The sequence below is a fragment of the Agrobacterium sp. LR_9 genome, from assembly GCF_041954855.1.
In the GTDB taxonomy this organism is placed as follows: domain Bacteria; phylum Pseudomonadota; class Alphaproteobacteria; order Rhizobiales; family Rhizobiaceae; genus Agrobacterium; species Agrobacterium leguminum.
Genome location: NZ_JAVAYA010000007.1, coordinates 143,396 through 162,943 on the forward strand (window position 1 = coordinate 143,396; position 19,548 = coordinate 162,943).

Consider the following 19,548-nt stretch of genomic DNA (forward strand, 5'->3'; position numbering starts at 1 on the left):
CGGAGAGCGGCGGCAACCCTCTGTGGTATTTTGAACTTTGCGGGTGACGAGAATGAATGACGCCAATACGAGTGGCAGCGATACCGAAAACAGCCAGCCCGATCTGCGCGAGATTCTGGGAACGAACAGAAACGGCCGCAAGAAAAAGTCGCGTCGGTATCTCTATGCCGCAGCAGCCCTTGTGCTGATTGGCGGGGGTCTCGGTTATTATTACCAGTCACGTGCGGCAGGCGTCGCCTATAGCTATACCACGGAAGCGGCGCGGCAGGGCGATCTCTCGGTCATCGTCACCTCCACCGGTTCGGTTCAGCCGACGGATCAGGTCGATATATCAAGCGAACTCTCCGGCACCGTGCGCAAGGTCAACGTCACCTATAATAGCCCTGTGAAGGCCGGAGACGTATTGGCGGAGCTGGATACCAACAAGCTCGAAGCCGATGTGCAAAGCGCCCGCGCCAAACTCGCCTCTGCCAAAGCCAATGTGCTGAAGGCGCGCGCCGATCTCGGCTCGGCAAAGACGTCCATGGAGCGCCTGCGATCCCTGGTGCAGAACCGTGTGTCCAGCCAGCAGGATCTGGATGCGGCACAGTTCACCCACGATGCCGCCGCTGCGACGCTGGAGGTGAATGAAGCAACCGTGCTTTCGGCGGAAGCGGATCTGAGGCTCGCCGAAGTCAATCTCGGCAAGGCGAAGATCGTCTCCCCCATCGATGGCGTCATCCTCACCCGCAGCGTGGATCCGGGCGCCACCGTCGCCTCCTCGCTCAACGCCCCGGTGCTGTTCACCATCGCAGGCGATCTGCGCCATATGGAATTGCAGGTGTCCGTGGATGAGGCCGATGTCGGCAAGGTCGAGACAGGGCAGAAGGCCACGTTTAATGTCGATGCCTATCCCGACCGCAGTTTCCCGGCCGAGATCGAGACCGTGCGTTTCGCTTCCGAGACCGTGTCGAATGTGGTCACCTACAAGGGCATATTGACCGTCGACAATGAAGAGCTGCTATTGCGCCCCGGCATGACGGCGACCGCCAATATCGTCGTCGAAGAGATCAAGGATACGCTGCTGGTCCCGAATTCCGCGCTTCGTTATACGCCGCCGCGCGAATCCGCCTCCCGTGGCGGCGGGCTGATGAGCCTGTTCCGCCCGCCGCGCATGGGCCGCTCGCAGAACCGCGATGCCGGCCAAGCCGCGCAGGCCAAAAGGACGGTCTGGGTGCTGCGCAACAACACGCCAGTCTCCGTCGCCATCGAAACCGGCTCCACTGATGGACAGCATACCGTGGTGAAATCGGGCGAGTTGAAAGCCGACGATCAGGTGATTACCGACGCAACGGCCCGCAACGCCGGCTGACGGAGGACAAGCCCATGCAACAGCCGCCGCTTATCGAATTCCGCGATGTCGTCAAGCAATATGGCCGCGGCGAAGCGACCATCCGCGCGCTCGATGGCGTCAGCCTCTCCATTCATGAGAAGGAATTCGTCGCCATCATGGGGCCGTCCGGCTCCGGCAAATCCACCTCGATGAATATCATCGGCTGTCTGGATGTGCCGACATCAGGCGAATACCTGTTTCAGGGCGTGCCGACCAGCGGCTTCGATAATGAGCATCTGACGCTGCTGCGCCGGCACATGCTGGGTTTCGTGTTTCAGGGCTTTAACCTTCTCTCCCGCACCTCGGCGGTGGAGAATGTCGAGCTGCCGCTGATCTATCGCGGCATGAAGGCCTCGGAGCGGCGCGCGCGCGCCATGGAGGCGCTGGCGCAGGTGGGCCTGAAAGGCCGCGAGAACCACACCACGCAGGAGCTTTCCGGCGGCCAGCAGCAGCGCGTGGCCATTGCCCGTGCCATCGTCACCCGCCCCGCTTTGCTTCTGGCCGACGAGCCGACCGGCAATCTCGATACGAAGACCAGCATCGAAATCATGGAATTGATTACCGCGCTCAACCGCGACAGGGGCATCACTGTGGTCATGGTCACCCATGAAGAAGATATCGCCGCCCATGCGGGACGCCTCCTGCGTTTCGTCGACGGCCACCTCGCCTCCGACAGTGCGACGGACAAAAAGGAGACCGCCGATGTTCTTTGAAACGTCGCGTCTTGCGCTGCGCGCCATCAGCCGCAACCTGCTGCGCTCCTTCCTCACCGTGCTCGGCGTCGTCATCGGCGTGGCCGCCGTCATCGCCATGGTCACCATCGGCAACGGCACGACCGAGCAGGTGAAATCGGAACTGTCGCGGCTCGGCACCAACATGCTGTTCGTTCGCCCCGGCCAGTTCGGCCCCGGAAGGGCCAGCACCGAAGCCAAGCGCTTCGATGACCGCGATGTCGAGGCCATCCGCAACCAGATAAGCGGCATCCGCGCCGTCGCGCCGCAGAACCGCAGCTCTGCCGCAACCGTCATTTTCGGCGGCAAGAACCACCAGACAAGCGTCATCGGCACCACCAACGACTATCTGATCGCGCAGGACTGGACCATCGCGCTCGGCCGCGATTTCCAGCCCGCCGAAGATCGCGGCGGCCAGATCGGCTGCATCATCGGCGAAACGGTGCGTCAGGAACTGTTCGGAGCGGAAAACCCTGTGGGGCAGACGATCCGCGTCAGCAACATCTCCTGCCCCGTCATCGGTGTGCTGGCGAGAAAAGGCCAGTCCGGCCTCGGCGACGATCAGGACGACACGATCATCATGCCGCTCAAAATACACCAGCGACGCATCGGCGGCACCACCACCATCTCCTCGATCATGGTCTCGGCGCAGGATGGCGTATCGACTGCCAAGGTGCAGAGCGACCTGCAAAACCTGCTGCGCGAGCGCCGCCGCATCGGCATCGGCCGCGAGGACGATTTCACCGTCAACGACATGACACAGATCGCCTCGGCCATGACCGGCACGACGACGCTGCTGACCGGGCTTTTAGGCGCGGTCGCCGCCGTCAGCCTTCTGGTCGGCGGCATCGGCATCATGAATATCATGCTGGTTTCAGTGACGGAACGCACGCGCGAGATCGGCATTCGCCTTGCCATCGGCGCACTGGAAAAACAGGTGCTGACGCAGTTTCTGGTGGAAGCGGTCATGCTGTCGGCCTTCGGCGGCCTTGTCGGCATCCTCACCGGCCTCGGCCTTGCTTATGCCGTCGTCGGTTATCTCAACGTGCCCTTCGTCACCAGCCCGTCGATCATCTTCCTCGCCTTCGCCTTTTCGGCGGCCATCGGGGTGATTTTCGGCTATTTCCCGGCACGACGGGCGGCGAGCCTGAGCCCGATAGAAGCCTTGCGGCATGAATGAAAGCCGGCCGATCCGCTTCAGTCGCTCACCGGGCAGCGTGCACTATCCACCCACTCTCCGAGCGCGCGCTCTATGTCGTCCTGATAGGACGGCAGGTTTTCCTTCTCACTGATGGCGCGGAGATACATTTCCACGGCATTCCGTTGCAAAGGGGTCAGTAAGGAAAACCTCTCCTGACATCCGCGCAAATAGGGTGCGAATTCGTGCCTGTAGTCGCCATCGAGATCGGCGATCATATAGGCGGGCAAATGAAATCGCATTCCTTCAGCATCAAGGAAGGCGGGGCTGCCGGAATGTCTGTTGAGGTCCTCCAGCGGGATCGCGGACCAATCACTCTTCTCATCGCCAGCACGACATGCGGCGCGAACCTCATTGTTCGCACAATCATCAAGCGCCTGCGCCTCGGAGAGGCCGACGCCGCCACCCAGCGTAACACTCGCGAATGCCTCTCGCACCGCGGCTTTCGCATTCGCAATATTATCGGGTTGCGACCTCATCAAATCGTCTGCCTGTTCAATGATGCGCTCCCCCACTCCCGTCACCATGCGCTGTCGGCCAGTCTCCACCCTCGGTCCGTTCGAGCGGGGGGCTGTTCAACGCATCACCCTTGGATACCGCAGATCCCTTTATCTCCTCCCGGTAAAACGCAAGGCAAACAATACCGGCAATCAGCGTCAGGCCAGCCACGACGCTGGCGACGATCAGCCCTATCGTCCAGATATCAATCGAGGCGCTACTGATGTCCATTCCGGTTCACTCCCCACGATCAATCCCGTCGGCGGTCCGAAACGCCTTCCAGCATGGGCGGCAGGCGGTTCCGCCTCTCCCGCCAAACCTCGCGGAATATCCGATATCCTCGCTGACCTTGCGTCAGGGCGTCAATCGGATAGGCTCGCCTCAAGTTTACCGGATGGAGTTTGGATGTTCAAATCGGTATCGGATAGCGCCGCTGCCGCAGACGGCGGCTCGCTCGCCCTCTTCGTCGAACGGATTGACGGACAGACGGAGCTGTTTGTGATCAATCGCTCCCTCGCGTCACGCGGGACGCCCGACTACAACAAGATCACTTCGAGCCTTCGGCCGCTTGCCAAGGAGGATTGCGCAATGATCGCAGCCGGTCTCGAGCCGCTGTTGATGACGACGCCATCGATTCATCCGCTGGCGGATTTTATCGATACGCTGAAACAGCAATCATCCCGCTGATCGGAAATGCAGTGCGGCCAATCAAACGTTGGCCTCTGCCTCACGCTGCTTCGCCAGCGCCGCCAGATCGGCGGGCTTCAGCTCAACCGATTCACCGCAGCCGCAGGCGGATGTCTGGTTCGGATTATTGAAAGTGAAACCGGAGCGCATCTTGGTTACTTCGAAATCCATCTGGGTGCCGAGCAGATAAAGCACGGCGGAAGGCTGAACCCAGACTTTAGCGCCTTCGAACTCCACCAGATCGTCCTTCGCATCCGGCTCGGTCACGAGGTCGATGGTATATTCCATGCCCGCGCAGCCGCCCTTCTTGATGCCGACGCGCACGCCCCTGGCATCCGGTCCGGAATTTTCGACGATTGCTTTAACGCGCGAGGCCGCAGCCCCGGTCATGGTCATGATCGCAAAGCCCATGGGCTCATTTCTCCTTCGACAATCGAGTTCAAGGCTCGATGCTTATGGAATTCAATTTAAGTGCGTCTGACGATGTCATCAAGGGACGACACCCGTCAAAATCACGTCAGTACCAGCCGACGGCGACCTGTGCTTCTTCCGACATGCGGTCCGGCGTCCACGGCGGATCGAAGGTCATTTCGACCACGACACCGGAAACACCTTCGACGGCGCCGACGGCATTTTCCACCCAGCCCGGCATTTCACCGGCCACCGGGCAACCGGGGGCCGTCAGCGTCATGACGATCTTGACCATCCGGTCGTCTTCGATATCGATCTTGTAAACGAGACCGAGTTCGAAGATATCCGCCGGAATTTCCGGGTCGTAGACGGTCTTCAGCGCCGCGATTACGTCGTCGCTGAGGCGTGCAAGCTCGTCCGGCGGAATGGTGGACACCTTTTCCTGAGCTTCGGTCGCATCCTGGGTCTTTGCAGTGGCATCGGCAGTCATGGTCTTAAACCTCAATCCTGATTTCAAGCTGCGATATCAGGCGAAAAATTTGCGCGCATATTCCAGCGCCTCGACAAGAGAGTCTACTTCGGCGCGGGTATTGTAAAGGCCGAACGATGCCCGGCATGTGGAGGTGACGCCGAAGCGTTTCAAGAGCGGCATGGCGCAATGGGTGCCCGCACGTACCGCAACGCCGCGCCGGTCGATCACCATCGAGACATCATGGGCATGGATGCCCTCAAGTTCGAAGGAGAAGATGCCGCCCTTGTCAGGCGCGTTGCCGATGATGCGCAGCGAATTGATCTCGCGCAGCCGCTCTGCGGCATAAGCGGCAAGATCGGCCTCGTGTGCTGCAATCGCGGCGCGGCCGAGATTATCCATATAATCGAGCGCATAACCGAGGCCGATCGCCTGCACGATGGGCGGCGTGCCGGCTTCGAAACGATGCGGCGGTTCATTATAGGTCACGTTGTCCTCGGAAACATCGAGGATCATCTCGCCGCCGCCCTGGAACGGCCGCATCTCGCGCAAGCGGTCAGCCTTGCCATAAAGCACGCCGATGCCCGAGGGACCGTAAAGCTTGTGGCCGGTCATCACATACCAGTCGCAATCGATATCGCGCACATCGACCGGCATGTGAACCGCACCCTGCGATCCATCAATCAGCACCGGAATGCCGCGCTCATGCGCAATGCGGCAGATTTCCTTGACCGGAACGATAGTGCCGAGCGCATTCGACATATGGGTGATGGCAACGAGCTTGGTGCGCTCCGTCAGGCTCTTTTCGAAAGCCTCGATATGAAACGCGCCGTCATCATCCACAGGCACCCAGACGAGCTTCGCACCCTGCCGCTCGCGGATGAAATGCCACGGCACGATGTTGGAATGATGCTCCATGATCGAAATGACGATCTCGTCGGCCTCGCCGATCTTCGGCATGCCATGACCGTAAGCAACCGTATTGATCGCCTCGGTCGAGGATTTGGTGAAGATGATCTCGTCCACCGAACCGGCATTCAGGAAACGGCGCACCTTTTCGCGCGCCGCCTCATAGGCGTCGGTTGCGGCATTGGAGAGGAAATGCAGGCCGCGATGCACATTCGCATACTCATTGGCATAGGCATGCGAAACGGCGTCGATCACCACCTGCGGTTTTTGAGCGGACGCGCCGTTGTCGAGATAGACCAGCGGCTTGCCGTAGACCTCGCGCGACAGGATCGGAAAATCCTTGCGCACGGCTTCGATGTCATAAGGGGCCGCCAATGCGGCGCGTTCGCTCTCAGGCATGATGTTCCAGCCAGCCGGAGATGATCGTCTCCAGCGCCTCTACCAGATTTTCTTCTTCCAGTTCCTCGACGATCTCGGCGACGAAGGCGTTGACGAGCATCGCCCGTGCCTTCGCCCGCGGAACGCCGCGTGCCATCAGGTAGTAGAGATGGTTGTCGCTGATATCGGCAACCGTCGCACCATGGCCGCACTGAACGTCATCTGCGAAGATTTCCAGTTCCGGCTTTGCCGAGAACTCGCCATCGTCAGACATCAGCAGCGTATTGCAGGCCATCTTTGCGTCGGTCTTCTGCGCATCGGGTGCCACCCGGATCATGCCCTGGAAAATGCCCTTTGCACGGTCGAACACCACGTTGCGGAACACTTCCGTCGAGGTCGTGTTCGGCACGTTGTGGCCGAGAACCATCGTCACGTCGGTATGGGTTTCACCACCCAGAAGGTTGACGCCGCGAACGATGAGGTCAGTGCCCTCGCCTTCCACATTGATGCGCAGTTCCTGCCGCACCAGCTTGCCGCCGGCATTGACAATGAACAGGCGAATCTTGGCATCCGCGCCGATTTTCATGCGCAGCTGGGCAAGATGGATATCGGCTGCACCCTGTTGCTGCAAGATGATCCAGGTCACTTCCGCGCCGTCTTCGACGACGATGTCGCTGACGGAGGAAACAAAGGCCGCGTCCGCAGTCACCGAAAGGTGACGCTCGATGACGGTTGCCTTGGAACCCTTGCCGAAACGGACCGGGAAGCGGCTGTGAACTTGGCCTGCGCCATGGATCGCCTGCAATTCGATCGGCTTCTCGATCTCGGCATCGGCCGGGATCTCGAGCACCAGGCCATCGCGCACGAAGCTGCCATTGATGCGGCCAATCGCGTCATCCTTGCTGGCTTCAGCGAGGCCGGCGGCAGCGGAACCGTCGAGCAGGCTTTCTGCAAAGCGCGAAACACGGACGTCCTCGATCTTGCCGATATCGGCCGCGCCATGCTGCACATAGGCAACCAGAGAACCGGCAACCGTCGGCGCCTGCTTCTCGATAACCGGCGCGGGCCGGTCTTCCGGGACGGCGCGCAGCAGGCTCTTGAGATCGGTATAGTGCCACGCCTCGATGCGGCGGGTCGGAAGACCGCCGGTCTTCAGATCGTCGAACAGCACGTCACGGGCGGCAACAACAGCGCCGTCGCCCGGCAATTCGCTGAACTTGGCGGTGTAAGCGTCGACCAGCGCGGTTTCCGCTGGCGTCAGCCGGTTGGTAGCTTGAATGTTCATGGACATCACCTCCTGGCCTTTGACTTAGGCCGCTTCACCGATGATGTCGGCGTAACCGTTGTTTTCCAGTTCCAGCGCAAGAGCCTTGTCACCCGAGCGGATGATCTTGCCCTTGTAGAGAACGTGAACGCTGTCAGGCACGATGTAATCGAGCAGGCGCTGATAGTGGGTGATGACCACGGTGGCGCGATCCGGCGACTTCAGCGCGTTGACGCCGTCAGCCACGATCTTCAGGGCGTCGATGTCGAGGCCGCTATCGGTTTCGTCGAGAACGCAGAGCTTCGGCTCCAAGAGCGCCATCTGCAGGATTTCGGCGCGCTTCTTCTCACCGCCGGAGAAGCCGACGTTCAGCGGACGCTTCAGCATCTCCATGTCGATCTTCAGATCGCCGGCCGCTTCCTTGACGCGGCGGATGAAGTCCGGCGTCGTCAGTTCGGACTCGCCGCGCGCCTTGCGCTGCTCGTTCATCGCAACCTTCAGGAACTGCATGGTGGCAACACCCGGAATTTCGACCGGGTACTGGAAGGCAAGGAAAATGCCCTTGGCAGCCCGCTCGGCCGCGTCCAGCTCCAGAATGCTTTCGCCGTTATAGAGAATGTCACCGGAGGTGACTTCGTAGTCCTCACGGCCCGACAGGATGTAGGAGAGCGTCGATTTGCCGGAACCGTTCGGCCCCATGATGGCAGCAACCTCACCGGCGGCAACCTTCAGGTTGAGACCCTTGATGATCTCGGTTTCGGTATCGGCGATCTTTGCGTGCAGGTCGATGATTTCAAGCATGGTTTTGTTCCTGTTCATGGTGCGGTTTCAAGGACCGCCTCGAAGACCCTGTTTGCGGGTCGCTCTCAATTCTCACATCCGTCATCCTCGGGCTTGTCCCGAGGATCTAATCCGTTAATTGTAGTCGCCCCACTTCCGCGTATTTTCGTGCGGCCGATAGGCGTTGTCGATTTCGTTGATGCGCTCGTAAAGGTCCATCCAGGTTGGATTTAGCTCTTCTATCAACCGAATTTTCCATTCGCGCACGTAACGCTTCAACGATTTCTCCCGCTGGATAGCCAGCACGATATTTGGATGGGTTTCGAACCAGACGAGGTTCTTTGCCCTGTATTTCTCGGTATAACCCTTCTGCGACGCGGTGCGATGTTCATATATCCTTCCCGGCAGGTCGCTGGTGACACCGGTGTAGATCACACCTCGCGGCTTTTCGGACATCATATAGACGAAACCGCTCATCGCCGCATCCCACGTAGCAGATCCTCGGGACAAGCCCGAGGATGACGTCGAGCAAGAGTTAACCCACGCTTCCTTCCAGCGAAATGCCGATCAGCTTCTGCGCTTCCACGGCAAATTCCATCGGCAGTTCCTGAATGACTTCCTTCACGAAGCCGTTGACGATGAGCGCGATCGCCGCTTCCTCGGGAATGCCGCGCTGCAGGCAATAGAACAACTGGTCTTCGGAAATCTTAGACGTCGTCGCCTCATGCTCGAAGTGAGCGGAGGAGTTTTTTGCCTCGATATAGGGCACGGTATGCGCGCCGCATTTGTCGCCGATCAGCAGCGAGTCGCACTGCGTAAAGTTACGCGTGTTGGTCGCCTTGCGGTGGGCCGAAACCTGGCCGCGATAGACGTTTTCCGAAAAGCCGGCGGCAATGCCCTTGGCGATGATGCGGCTCGACGTGTTCTTGCCGAGATGGATCATCTTGGTGCCGCTATCGATCTGCTGATGGCCGTTGGAAACCGCGATCGAATAAAACTCACCACGGCTATCGTCACCGCGCAGGATGCAGGATGGGTATTTCCAGGTAATCGCCGAACCGGTTTCCACCTGCGTCCACGAAATCTTCGAACGGTTGCCGCGGCAATCGCCACGCTTGGTCACGAAGTTGTAGATGCCGCCCTTGCCTTCCTTGTCGCCCGGATACCAGTTCTGGACGGTGGAATATTTGATTTCGGCATCATCAAGCGCCACCAGTTCAACAACGGCGGCGTGAAGCTGGTTCTCGTCGCGCTGCGGTGCCGTGCAGCCTTCCAGATAGGAGACGTAGGCACCCTCTTCGGCGATGATCAGCGTGCGCTCGAACTGGCCGGTGTTCTTCTCGTTAATGCGGAAATAGGTGGAAAGCTCCATCGGGCACCGCACGCCCTTCGGCACGAAGACGAAGGAACCGTCCGTGAAGACGGCCGAGTTCAGCGTCGCGTAGAAATTGTCCGTCGTCGGAACGACAGAACCCAGATACTTCTTCACCAGTTCCGGATGCTCGCGCACGGCTTCCGAAATCGACATGAAAATCACGCCGGCTTTCGCCAGTTCCGCCTTGAAGGTGGTGACGACCGAGACGCTGTCGAACACGGCATCCACGGCGACCTGGCGCTTTTCGACGCCGGCGAGGATTTCCTGTTCCTTCAGCGGAATGCCGAGCTTCTCATAGACCTTCAAAAGCTCCGGGTCGACTTCATCGAGCGACTTCGGGCCGGGCGCGGTCTTCGGCGCGGCATAATAATAGAGATCGTTGAAGTCGATCTTGGGGTAGCTGACGCGCGCCCAGGTCGGCTCTTCCATCGTCAGCCAGCGCTTGTAAGCCTCAAGACGCCATTCCAGCATCCATTCTGGCTCCTGCTTCTTGGCCGAGATGAAACGGATCACCTCTTCCGAAAGGCCCTTCGGGGCCTTGTCGACTTCGATATTGGTTTCGAAGCCGTATTTATACTGGTCCACATCGATCTGGCGGACCTGATCGATCGTTTCCTGAACCGCTGCCATGTCGTTCTCCAATCTCGCCGGAGCCAAGGTCCGGTGGCTTGTCAACGTATCAAGGCGGAAAGCCGCCTTATCCATCTTCGGGCAATGTCACCGCGCCGTTAAGCGGGGCGGAGCTTATACCCATGTAAGTGCGGGATGGCGCTTTTCACACATCCCGGCAAGCGGAAAATTGCTATTCCGCAATTCTTTGCCGCATTTTAAGCGGCCTGACCGGAAAGCCTGCGCCGCCCGGCAATTTTTGCAAACGCCGCAAGCGTCCGTTCGATGTCCGCTTCGTCTGTCGCATGGCCAAGGGAAATCCTGAGTGCGCCAAGCTTGGGATCGCGCCCCATCGCCGTCAGCACATGGCTTTCCCCCACCTTGCCGGATGAGCAGGCCGAACCGGCAGAAAGCGCGATACCTTCGATATCGAAAGCGATCTGCCCCGTTTCCGCCTTCAGGCCCGGCAGGGTGAAAAACGTGGTATTGCCAACGCGGGCGACGTCCTCACCGTGGATGATCACGTCAGGCGCACTCGCCCGCATGCCGTCTTCCAGCCGCGCCCGCAGAGCCGCAAGACGCGCCGCTTCAATCTCGAGGTTCTTGGCAGCAACAGCGGCAGCGGCACCAAAACCGATGACCGACAGGGTGTTTTCCGTGCCGGAACGATGCCCCTTCTCCTGCCCGCCGCCATGGATAAGCGGCTTCGGCATCATTACCTCGCCGCGCGAGACCAGCGCGCCAGCCCCCTTGGGGCCACCGAGCTTGTGGGACGAGATGACCAGGAAATCCGCATCGAGCGCATTGATATCGAGAGGGACACGACCTGCCGCCTGCACGGCGTCGACCACCATCAATCCGCCCGCCGCATGCACCAGCCGCGCCGCTTCCGCCACTGGCTGGAGGATGCCGGTTTCGTTATTCACCATCATGCAGGCAACCATCGGCAGGCCGGTGGAAGCATCGTGCGACGACAGCAGCGCCTCAAGCGCGGCAAGATCGATGACACCCGCTGACGTAACGGGAATTTCCGTAACGTCAGCCTTGCCGAACCGGCCGCCTTCGCGGAAAGCGGGGTGCTCGATGGCTGAAACATAAAGATGGCCATAGCGCACTGGAGCGCGCCCCATCTTGAATTCAGGCGTCAGCACCAGATTGGCGGCTTCCGTCGCGCCGCTGGTGAAGGTGACGTGGGCAGCCTGCGCGCTAACAAGTGCCGCAACCTCGCGGCGGGCGCCCTCAACGGCGGCGCGGGCGGCACGCCCTTCCCGGTGGACGGAAGATGGATTGCCGGCAAGATCGAGCGCGGAGACGAGAACATCGCGCACGGCGGGCAAAAGCGGCGCCGTGGCGTTCCAGTCCATATATGTCCGCGTCAAAACCGTCATGACGATGAGGCTTCATCCAATCTTCAATGCGCCAAAACGCATTTTTCTTGAAATTACAGTTGCGCTTGCCTTATGACACCACCCGAGTGCTTTAGCACACGCAAAGTTTCGAATTATTCTAAACTGCGTTCTAGAAAAGATGACACAGTTCGTCAAGTCTTCTCATCGGAAGAATGCGGTTGGAGAATGAAAAAACACGACCGGAGTACCAATGCCCGAAGTCATCTTTAACGGCCCTGCGGGTCGCCTCGAAGGCCGTTATCAACCCTCCAAGGAAAAGAGCGCGCCGATCGCGATCATCCTTCATCCGCACCCACAGTTTGGCGGCACGATGAACAACCAGATCGTCTATCAGCTCTTTTATCTTTTCCAGAAGCGCGGCTTCACGACGCTCCGGTTCAATTTCCGCTCCATTGGCCGCAGCCAGGGCGAATTCGACCATGGCGCCGGCGAGCTTTCCGATGCCGCTTCCGCGCTCGACTGGGTGCAGAGCCTGCATCCCGATTCGAAAAGCTGCTGGGTCGCGGGTTACTCCTTCGGCGCCTGGATTGGCATGCAGCTCCTGATGCGCCGCCCGGAAATCGAAGGTTTCATGTCGATTGCGCCGCAGCCCAACACCTACGATTTCTCCTTCCTCGCCCCATGCCCGTCGTCGGGCCTCATCATCAACGGCGATAGCGACAAGGTCGCGCCTGAGAAGGATGTCAACGGCCTGGTGGAGAAGCTGAAGACCCAGAAGGGCATCCTCATCACCCACCGCACCGTTCCCGGCGCCAACCACTTCTTCAACGGCAAGGTGGACGACCTGATGGGCGAATGCGAGGACTATCTCGACCGCCGCCTCAATGGCGAACTCGTGCCGGAACCGGCGGCGAAGCGCATTCGGTGATTGGCCGAGCATTGGCAGGGTAGGTTTTGATCTAAAGACAATGATCGATGGTGGGTGTGGCTTACCCCCCCTCTGCCCTGCCGGGCATCTCCCCCTCAAGGGGGGAGATCAGCTAGACGCCTGCTCCTCGCCCAAGTTTCTACGTCTAAAATGACCAGAAGGTCGCCACGATTCGATCTCCCCCCTTGAGGGGGAGATGCCCGGCAGGGCAGAGGGGGGTGAGCCAAGCCCTCCGTCCTATACTATGATCGTCCTTCCGATCGCACCAACACCCCCCCAGTCACCGGCTCCTTCACCCCCGTCGTACCGGGATAGGTCAGCGGCAAACCCTTGACCGACCGAACCGCCAGATAGGCCCAGGCCTCCGCCTCCATCGCGCCGCCATCGAACCCCGCCTCTTCCGCCGCAATCACACGTGCGCCGACCTTGGCGGCAAGGTTACCAAACTCCTCCATGATCACCGGGTTCAACCGCCCACCACCACAGACCACGTAGGTCCTCGCCGCCTCCGGCAGATAACTTGCCGACTTCAGAATGGCAGCCCCCGTCAGATGCGCCAGCGTCCGCGCCCCATCCGCCAGTGAGACCTCCCCCTTTTTCGGCGGCACGAAATCGCTGCGGTCCAGCGACCGACGGATATTGGCTGAAAAAAACGGGCTCTCCATATAACGCACCACCAGCGACGCGACGACGCTGCCACCCGCCGCCGTCTTGCCGCCCTTGTCGAAGGCCTTGCCCGTATGCGCCTCGATCCACTGGTCGATCAGCATATTGCCGGGGCCGCTGTCGAAAGCGGCAAGCCGCCCCGCCTCACCGATATAGGTGAGATTGGAGATGCCGCCGATATTGACGAAGACGGCCGGCGTTTCGAACCCATCGGGCAGATTAGCGGAAAGCGCCATGTGATAGGCCGGGATCAGCGGCGCGCCCTGCCCGCCATGGACCATGTCGTTTGCCCGCATGTCGTAAACCACATCGATGCCGGTTTCGGATGCCAGAAGCGCGCCGTCGCCGATCTGCACGGTCAGCGCCTCGTCCGGGCGGTGCAGCACCGTCTGACCGTGAAAGCCGATCACATCGATATCGCCGGGCTGGAGCCGGTGACGATGGAGGAAGGATTTCACCGCCGCCGCATGGGCAAGCGTCAGCTTGCGCTCGGCCTCACCCAGATCGCCGGGACGTTCGCGTCGTTCACGAATGGCTTTGGCGGTGACCAATGCCTTCTGCCAGATGGCGCGCAGGCCCGGATCATAGGGGAAATACCCACTCGGCCCATGCCGAACCACGCTTTCGCCATCCGTGCGCAAAAGGGCAATATCGATGCCGTCCATCGATGTGCCGCTCATCAGCCCGATTGCCGTTTTGACCTCGCCCACCTGCCGCTCCCCTGCAATCTCGAATCATGCTTGCTTGAATCCCGACATTCATGGCCGAAACGGGTGCACATTTCAAAAAACAATGATAAAGCCGCGACGGTCATTGGTTTTCGATGGCCGCAAAGATCAAACCAGAAAGTAAAAGGTTATGTCCAGGTTCAAGTCCGATTTCCTCCGCACGCTCGATGAGCGCGGCTTCATTCACCAGATCTCCGATGAGGCAGGTCTCGACGAACTGTTCGCCAAGGAAACCGTGACCGCCTATATCGGCTATGACCCGACGGCTTCGAGTTTGCATGTCGGCCACCTCACCCAGATCATGATGCTGCACTGGATGCAGAAGACCGGCCACCAGCCGATCTCGCTGATGGGCGGCGGCACCGGCATGGTCGGCGATCCCTCCTTCAAGGAAGAGGCCCGCAAGCTGATGACGATCGACATGATCGAGGACAACATCACCTCGCTCAAGCATGTCTTCGCCAATTACCTCGATTACGACCGCGCCAATAATCCGGCACTGATGATCAACAATGCCGACTGGCTGCGCGGCCTCAACTACCTCGAATTCCTGCGCGATGTCGGCCGCCACTTCTCGGTCAACCGCATGCTGTCCTTCGACAGCGTGAAGACGCGCCTCGACCGCGAACAGTCACTGTCCTTCCTCGAATTCAACTACATGATCCTGCAGGCCTACGATTTCGTGGAGCTGAACCAGCGCACCGGCTGCCGCCTGCAGATGGGCGGTTCCGACCAGTGGGGCAACATCATCAACGGCATAGATCTCGGTCACCGCATGGGGACACCGCAGCTCTACGCCCTGACCTCGCCGCTTCTGACCACCTCCTCCGGTGCGAAGATGGGCAAGTCGGCTTCCGGCGCGGTGTGGCTGAACAAGGACCTGCTGCCGGTCTATGATTTCTGGCAATACTGGCGCAACACGGAAGATGCGGACGTGGTTCGCTTTGCGAAACTCTTCACCACGCTGCCGATGGATGAGATCGCCCGTCTCGCCGCCCTTGGCGGATCGGAGATCAACGAGGCGAAGAAAATCCTCGCGACCGAAGTGACGGCCATCCTGCATGGCCGCGCGGCGGCGGAAGAAGCGGCCGAGACGGCGCGCAAGACCTTCGAAGAAGGTGCGCTCGCCGAAAACCTGCCCTCCATCGAGGTTCCGGCATCCGAACTCGAAGCCGGCCTCGGCGTCCTGTCGCTCATCGTCCGCGCCGGCCTCGCCGGCTCGAACGGCGAGGCCCGCCGCCACGTTCAGGGCGGTGCGGTAAAGATCAACGACATTGGCGTTTCGGATGAGCGCCAGACGGTCGGTTCCGGTGAAATCACCGGCGACGGCGTCATCAAGCTGTCGGTCGGCAAGAAGAAGCACGTTCTGGTTCGCCCGGCGTAAGACTTACAAAAACATCGTGTCGAGGACTGCGAAAGCGGTCCTCGATGCGCCGATACCCCCACTTCCGTCATGCCGGGCTAGATCCGGCATCCAGCCACGGCGCGTCTGCGCCGTGAAAGGGCTCTCGCGCGATCAAGGACTTGATCGCACTGGACCCCGGATCAGGTCCGGGGTGACGGAGTGCGGGTGCACTCGTTCTCGCCAAACGGCCGCGTGCGCCAAGCTTTGCGACGCTCCATTCACTGAAACTCGAAAATCTGCCGGAAGACGCCCGGCGCGATCAGCGAAAGCGGATTGATCGTCAGCTTCGGCTGGTCCGTCTGGCCGGAGAGCTTGAAAGTGATGCCGAGCAAGCCCCGGTCGCGGCCATTGCCGAGGAAGATGCCGATGAAGGGCAGCTCGCCGAACAGCCGGTTCAGGCCATAGGCGGGCATGAAGGTGCCGGTCATGTCCATACGGCCGCTCTGGTCCTTCAAAAGCCCCTGGAAAGTCGCACCGATCTGCTCGCCGCGCACGACGCCGTTTTCCACCGCCACCGAACCGTTGACGTAAACGACCCGGGCAAAACCGCGCTGGAATTTTTCCGAACTGACATCGATATTGCGGCGCACCGCATTGTTGAGGCTCCTGCCGTCCTCGCCCGTCGGCGTGGCGACGATGTCCTGCAGCTTGGCTTCGTTGACGACGACAAAATTGCGCAGGTCGAGCGATCCGCTCCAGTCGCTGCCATTGGAGGTCGTCAGCGCAAGGTTGAGAAGGCCGCCGCGAATGCGGCTGTAGATATTGGCGAAACGGGCGAGCGAACCCGCATCGCTGCTGGTCAGCGTCACGGTTCCCGTCGCCCCGCGATTGACGGTCTGCGCCACCACCGCCTGGCCGTTGCCGGTGACGCCACGGAAATCGATGGAGCGAACCTTGCCATCCCGCACGCTGACATCGGAACTGACATTGGCAAGGATTTCATCGTTGAACCCGTAGACCTTGTCGAATTGCGTCTTGATGGCAAGGGATGGCTGCGAACGCGACGTCCCGTCGCCGCTGCCGGAAGAGCTGCGAAGCTTCGAGAGGAAAGGCCTGACATCGGCGGATTTCCCCGATGCATTGATGATATAGCCGTTCTTCGAAGCGGCGACCGAAACGGCGTAATTATCGGAGGGCGAAAGCTGCACGCGGCTGAGATCGGCGGAAATCAGCCCGTTCTTGCTGAAGGCGATATCGCCGGCAGCGCCGAAGCCGTCGCCGTCGAGCGAGAAGTCGCTGATCGTCGTGCGCCCGTCTCCCATTTCCATGGTGAAGGCGGCGCTGGCGGGAATGCCGATGCCCTTGCTCCAGCCGAGCCCCGGCAGAATGATCGACGCCTTGGTCAGATCGAGCCGGATATCCTGGCGTTTCGGGTCGGCGCCGTCGATTTCAATCGCCGTCGTGCCGCCGAGGACCGTGGAAAGTTCCGGAGCGAGCTTGGCAACCTGCGTTTCGTTCAGGCTTGCCTTCAGCGACAGCGTCGGCGCGATATCGCTGTTCTTGCTCACCGGCTCCGTCATCACGATGTCCATCGGCACGTCGTCCACGCGGCCTCTGCCCTCCAGTTTGAGCTGGCGGTCGTCCAGCGTCATGAAACCGTCGAGCGCAGTCACCTTGTGGCCCGCAAAGGGCTTGGTCAGCGACAGGTTCTTCAGATCGAGATCGGCCGTCCACACCGGCGGAGGCGGGTTATGGCTGGAAAGCAGGCCAACGGTCAGGTTAGCATGGGCTTTGACATCGCCGGTGAAATCCTCCGGCTTGAACTGCGTATTCTTGAGCGCATTGATGGGTTTGAGCGCCGCAAGCTCGGCCACAGCATCGGCCGAGCCCGAAACGTTCAGTTCGAGATTTCCGAGCAGCGGCTTGTCGTAAACAGCGGAAATGAGAAAACGGCTGTTTTCCAGCGCAAGCGACCGGTTCGACGGAAAATAGGATGTCCCCCGCTTGATATCGACGGCCATCTTGCCGCCGACGAGGTCGAAATGCGCGTCGACATCGCGCAACGGTGGAATGTCGCCGGTGGTATTGAGACGCGTATCGTCTATATCGAAGCGGATCTGCATTTCGCTTTCGCCGAGCACCAGCGGGCAGCCGGGGCCGCACATCCGCCCCTGCGGGATGAAGACAGCGATTGAACCATTGGTGACGGTGCCGCCGTAGAGATTGGAGACCACCCAGTCGCGCGGCTTGTGCGCCATCCAGAACGGCCAGAGCTGCTTGACCGCCGTGGCCTCCATCTTCGGAATCTGCCCGCCGAAGCTGATTTCCGGCGACCCCTGGCCGAACCGGATTTTCAGCGATCCCGCCATGTCTCCGAGCGGGCCTGTCACATAAAGCGAGGGAACGTCGAGCTGCTTCGTCGCCGCCGTAAAATGCCCGTCGGCCTTCAGGCTGAAAGGAACCGGGGCCTCGCCCGAAGCTTCGGACGAAGCAACGGCGTTGTCGATCCGCAGCGAAAGGCCGAAACCTTCTTCCGTATCGCTGATTTCACCGGCGACCGGAAGAATTGTCCGCCCGAGCTCCAGCCGCGAATTGTCGATGACAAGGGTGCTTTTGGCAAAGTCATAACGTGCATGGACGTTGCCAGCCGTAAAGGTCTGGGACTCACCGCCGATCATCAGCGTTCCATTGCCGAGGCCGAGCGCAATCTCCAGCTGTGGCTCCTGCCCTTCCATGGCGCGCCGAGCGACAATGTTGATACCCGTCTTGACGTTCAGGCCTTCATGGAGATTTCCGTCGGGATCGTATTTCTCAAGAAACGGGCCGATATCGAAACCGTCGATGCGGGCTTCAAAACCGTCTATCCGGCCGCCCGATCCCGAAGTCTGCAGCGACACGCTGGCAATTTCACCGTTGAATAGCGTTTCTCCATCGAGCGAATATCCGCCCTGCTGATCGGGCGTCAGCGACAGTTCACGCACTTCGACGGTACGCGGCTTGCCCAACTCTCCGGGTGGCAGGTGAATCGAAACGCTGGAAATATCGATTTCCTCGGTTCCGCTGCTCAGAAAAGCCTGAGCGAGCTTGTCGAGCTGCCCGAAGGCCTCCTGCAATTGCTGCGGCACGGCGTCGAGCTTGACGCTGGCGAGATCGAACCCGTTACCCTTGGGCAAAAGCGCCGTATCGAGCTCCATCCCGTCGGCCTCGAGGCTCTCCACCGAGACACGGCCGGTCAGAAGCGCAAGCGGATCGAGCGCCATGCCGATTGCCCGCGCCCGGCTCATATGCTGGCCGGATTCCTTCTCGATGATATCCACATCCTCCGCCACCAGCGCAAGGCGCAGCCCGGTGGAAAACCTGATCGCCGAAGAACCGATCCGCGCGCTGTAATGGGGGCCGAGCGCCCTTTCCAGCGCCTGCTGCGCCTGGCTGGAAAGCGTCGCGTCGATCGATCCTGTCTCGACGGAAAGAATGATGCCGCCGATGGACAGGAAGGCCAGCACGAAAAGCGCTGCGAAAATCTTGATGAAGGCACGCACCATGGAGCGCGGCGCCGGGCAATGCACGATGATGGGATCTTCGGCCTGCGCCGAAGGAAGATCGTGCAGCGCAATGATATCGCGTCTGCCGAACTTGACCTTTTCACCCCTGACTTCAGCCATACGCCCGTGTTTGCCCTTGAATAGCTTTGTTTCGCCGCAACACCGAAGCGGGATGGCGAAAAGTGTAAGCGGTTTTCGTCCGGAATCCCGCTTTAATTCTTTAGCCCGGATAACGATTGAGATTTAAGATCGTTCGACCTGAAATCTAAATAGTGATCTGGACGACGCGCGGTTTCGCTATATATCGAA

The 19,548-nt window shown here is 60.2% G+C and carries 18 protein-coding genes; 6 read left to right on the forward strand and 12 right to left on the reverse strand.

All coding sequences use genetic code 11. The annotated features are described in order from the left end of the window. The first annotated feature begins 52 nt into the window (after positions 1-52). From RAC79_RS11085 to RAC79_RS11095, 3 genes are read left to right on the forward strand one after another with little or no spacing between them, the layout of a single operon-like run. Positions 53-1,351, forward strand: a complete 1,299-nt coding sequence (locus RAC79_RS11085; protein ID WP_374996999.1) for an efflux RND transporter periplasmic adaptor subunit — start codon at positions 53-55, stop codon at positions 1,349-1,351. Positions 1,352-1,365: 14 nt separating this feature from the next. Further along, positions 1,366-2,085 carry an ABC transporter ATP-binding protein gene (locus tag RAC79_RS11090; RefSeq protein WP_174039346.1) on the forward strand — a complete coding sequence of 240 codons (720 nt, stop codon included), beginning with the start codon at positions 1,366-1,368 and terminating at the stop codon, positions 2,083-2,085. Beyond that, positions 2,075-3,283 (forward strand): ABC transporter permease, encoded by a 1,209-nt coding sequence (locus RAC79_RS11095; protein WP_174039347.1) that lies wholly within the window; start codon positions 2,075-2,077, stop codon positions 3,281-3,283. The genes RAC79_RS11090 and RAC79_RS11095 overlap by 11 nt, the downstream gene beginning before the upstream one ends. 17 nt (positions 3,284-3,300) lie before the next feature. Here RAC79_RS11095 and RAC79_RS11100 read toward each other — a convergent pair whose 3' ends face one another. Together RAC79_RS11100 and RAC79_RS11105 are read right to left on the reverse strand one after the other, a co-directional pair. After that, positions 3,301-3,828 (reverse strand): DUF6714 family protein, encoded by a 528-nt coding sequence (locus RAC79_RS11100; RefSeq protein WP_174039348.1) that lies wholly within the window; start codon positions 3,826-3,828, stop codon positions 3,301-3,303. Further along, complete coding sequence (locus tag RAC79_RS11105; protein WP_065655184.1) at positions 3,797-4,030, reverse strand: hypothetical protein; 234 nt, start codon at positions 4,028-4,030, stop codon at positions 3,797-3,799. The genes RAC79_RS11100 and RAC79_RS11105 overlap by 32 nt, the downstream gene beginning before the upstream one ends. A 174-nt stretch (positions 4,031-4,204) precedes the next feature. Here RAC79_RS11105 and RAC79_RS11110 point away from each other — a divergent pair, with 174 nt between their 5' ends. Further along, positions 4,205-4,486, forward strand: a complete 282-nt coding sequence (locus RAC79_RS11110; protein ID WP_174039349.1) for a hypothetical protein — start codon at positions 4,205-4,207, stop codon at positions 4,484-4,486. Positions 4,487-4,507: 21 nt separating this feature from the next. Here the strand turns inward: RAC79_RS11110 and sufA are convergent, their stop codons facing one another. From sufA to RAC79_RS11150, 8 genes are all read right to left on the reverse strand, one after another. After that, a complete protein-coding gene (gene sufA / locus RAC79_RS11115) occupies positions 4,508-4,897 on the reverse strand; it encodes a Fe-S cluster assembly scaffold SufA (protein ID WP_003495415.1) in 390 nt (129 codons plus the stop codon). Between the two features lie 106 nt (positions 4,898-5,003). After that, positions 5,004-5,387, reverse strand: a complete 384-nt coding sequence (locus RAC79_RS11120) for an SUF system Fe-S cluster assembly protein (RefSeq protein WP_065655187.1) — start codon at positions 5,385-5,387, stop codon at positions 5,004-5,006. Positions 5,388-5,423: 36 nt separating this feature from the next. Then, positions 5,424-6,674 carry a cysteine desulfurase gene (locus tag RAC79_RS11125; protein ID WP_174039350.1) on the reverse strand — a complete coding sequence of 417 codons (1,251 nt, stop codon included), beginning with the start codon at positions 6,672-6,674 and terminating at the stop codon, positions 5,424-5,426. Further along, positions 6,667-7,938 carry a Fe-S cluster assembly protein SufD gene (gene sufD / locus RAC79_RS11130; protein WP_174039351.1) on the reverse strand — a complete coding sequence of 424 codons (1,272 nt, stop codon included), beginning with the start codon at positions 7,936-7,938 and terminating at the stop codon, positions 6,667-6,669. The genes RAC79_RS11125 and sufD overlap by 8 nt, the downstream gene beginning before the upstream one ends. Before the next feature lie 24 nt (positions 7,939-7,962). Further along, positions 7,963-8,718, reverse strand: a complete 756-nt coding sequence (sufC, locus tag RAC79_RS11135; protein WP_003522658.1) for a Fe-S cluster assembly ATPase SufC — start codon at positions 8,716-8,718, stop codon at positions 7,963-7,965. 114 nt (positions 8,719-8,832) lie between these two features. Beyond that, entirely contained in the window at positions 8,833-9,174 is a 342-nt protein-coding gene (locus RAC79_RS11140) for a GIY-YIG nuclease family protein (protein ID WP_174036131.1), read from the reverse strand. A gap of 58 nt (positions 9,175-9,232) precedes the next feature. Beyond that, entirely contained in the window at positions 9,233-10,702 is a 1,470-nt protein-coding gene (gene sufB / locus RAC79_RS11145) for a Fe-S cluster assembly protein SufB (protein ID WP_065655190.1), read from the reverse strand. Positions 10,703-10,899: 197 nt separating this feature from the next. Next, entirely contained in the window at positions 10,900-12,069 is a 1,170-nt protein-coding gene (locus RAC79_RS11150) for a cysteine desulfurase family protein (RefSeq protein WP_174039352.1), read from the reverse strand. Positions 12,070-12,280: 211 nt separating this feature from the next. On the opposite strand from RAC79_RS11150, the gene RAC79_RS11155 reads away from it, so the two are divergent. Next, positions 12,281-12,958 (forward strand): alpha/beta hydrolase, encoded by a 678-nt coding sequence (locus tag RAC79_RS11155; RefSeq protein WP_035263309.1) that lies wholly within the window; start codon positions 12,281-12,283, stop codon positions 12,956-12,958. A 242-nt stretch (positions 12,959-13,200) separates the two neighbouring features. On the opposite strand, the gene RAC79_RS11160 is transcribed toward RAC79_RS11155, so the two are convergent. Further along, positions 13,201-14,334: an anhydro-N-acetylmuramic acid kinase gene (locus RAC79_RS11160; RefSeq protein ID WP_174039353.1), complete on the reverse strand. Its 1,134-nt coding sequence runs from the start codon at positions 14,332-14,334 to the stop codon at positions 13,201-13,203. Positions 14,335-14,482: 148 nt separating this feature from the next. Between RAC79_RS11160 and tyrS the strand changes: the two genes are divergently transcribed. Further along, positions 14,483-15,736 (forward strand): tyrosine--tRNA ligase, encoded by a 1,254-nt coding sequence (tyrS, locus tag RAC79_RS11165; protein WP_125146578.1) that lies wholly within the window; start codon positions 14,483-14,485, stop codon positions 15,734-15,736. A 239-nt stretch (positions 15,737-15,975) separates the two neighbouring features. On the opposite strand, the gene RAC79_RS11170 is transcribed toward tyrS, so the two are convergent. Beyond that, on the reverse strand, positions 15,976-19,359 hold the full coding sequence (locus tag RAC79_RS11170; protein WP_174039354.1) for a DUF3971 domain-containing protein: 3,384 nt from the start codon (positions 19,357-19,359) through the stop codon (positions 15,976-15,978). Positions 19,360-19,548 lie beyond the last annotated feature (189 nt).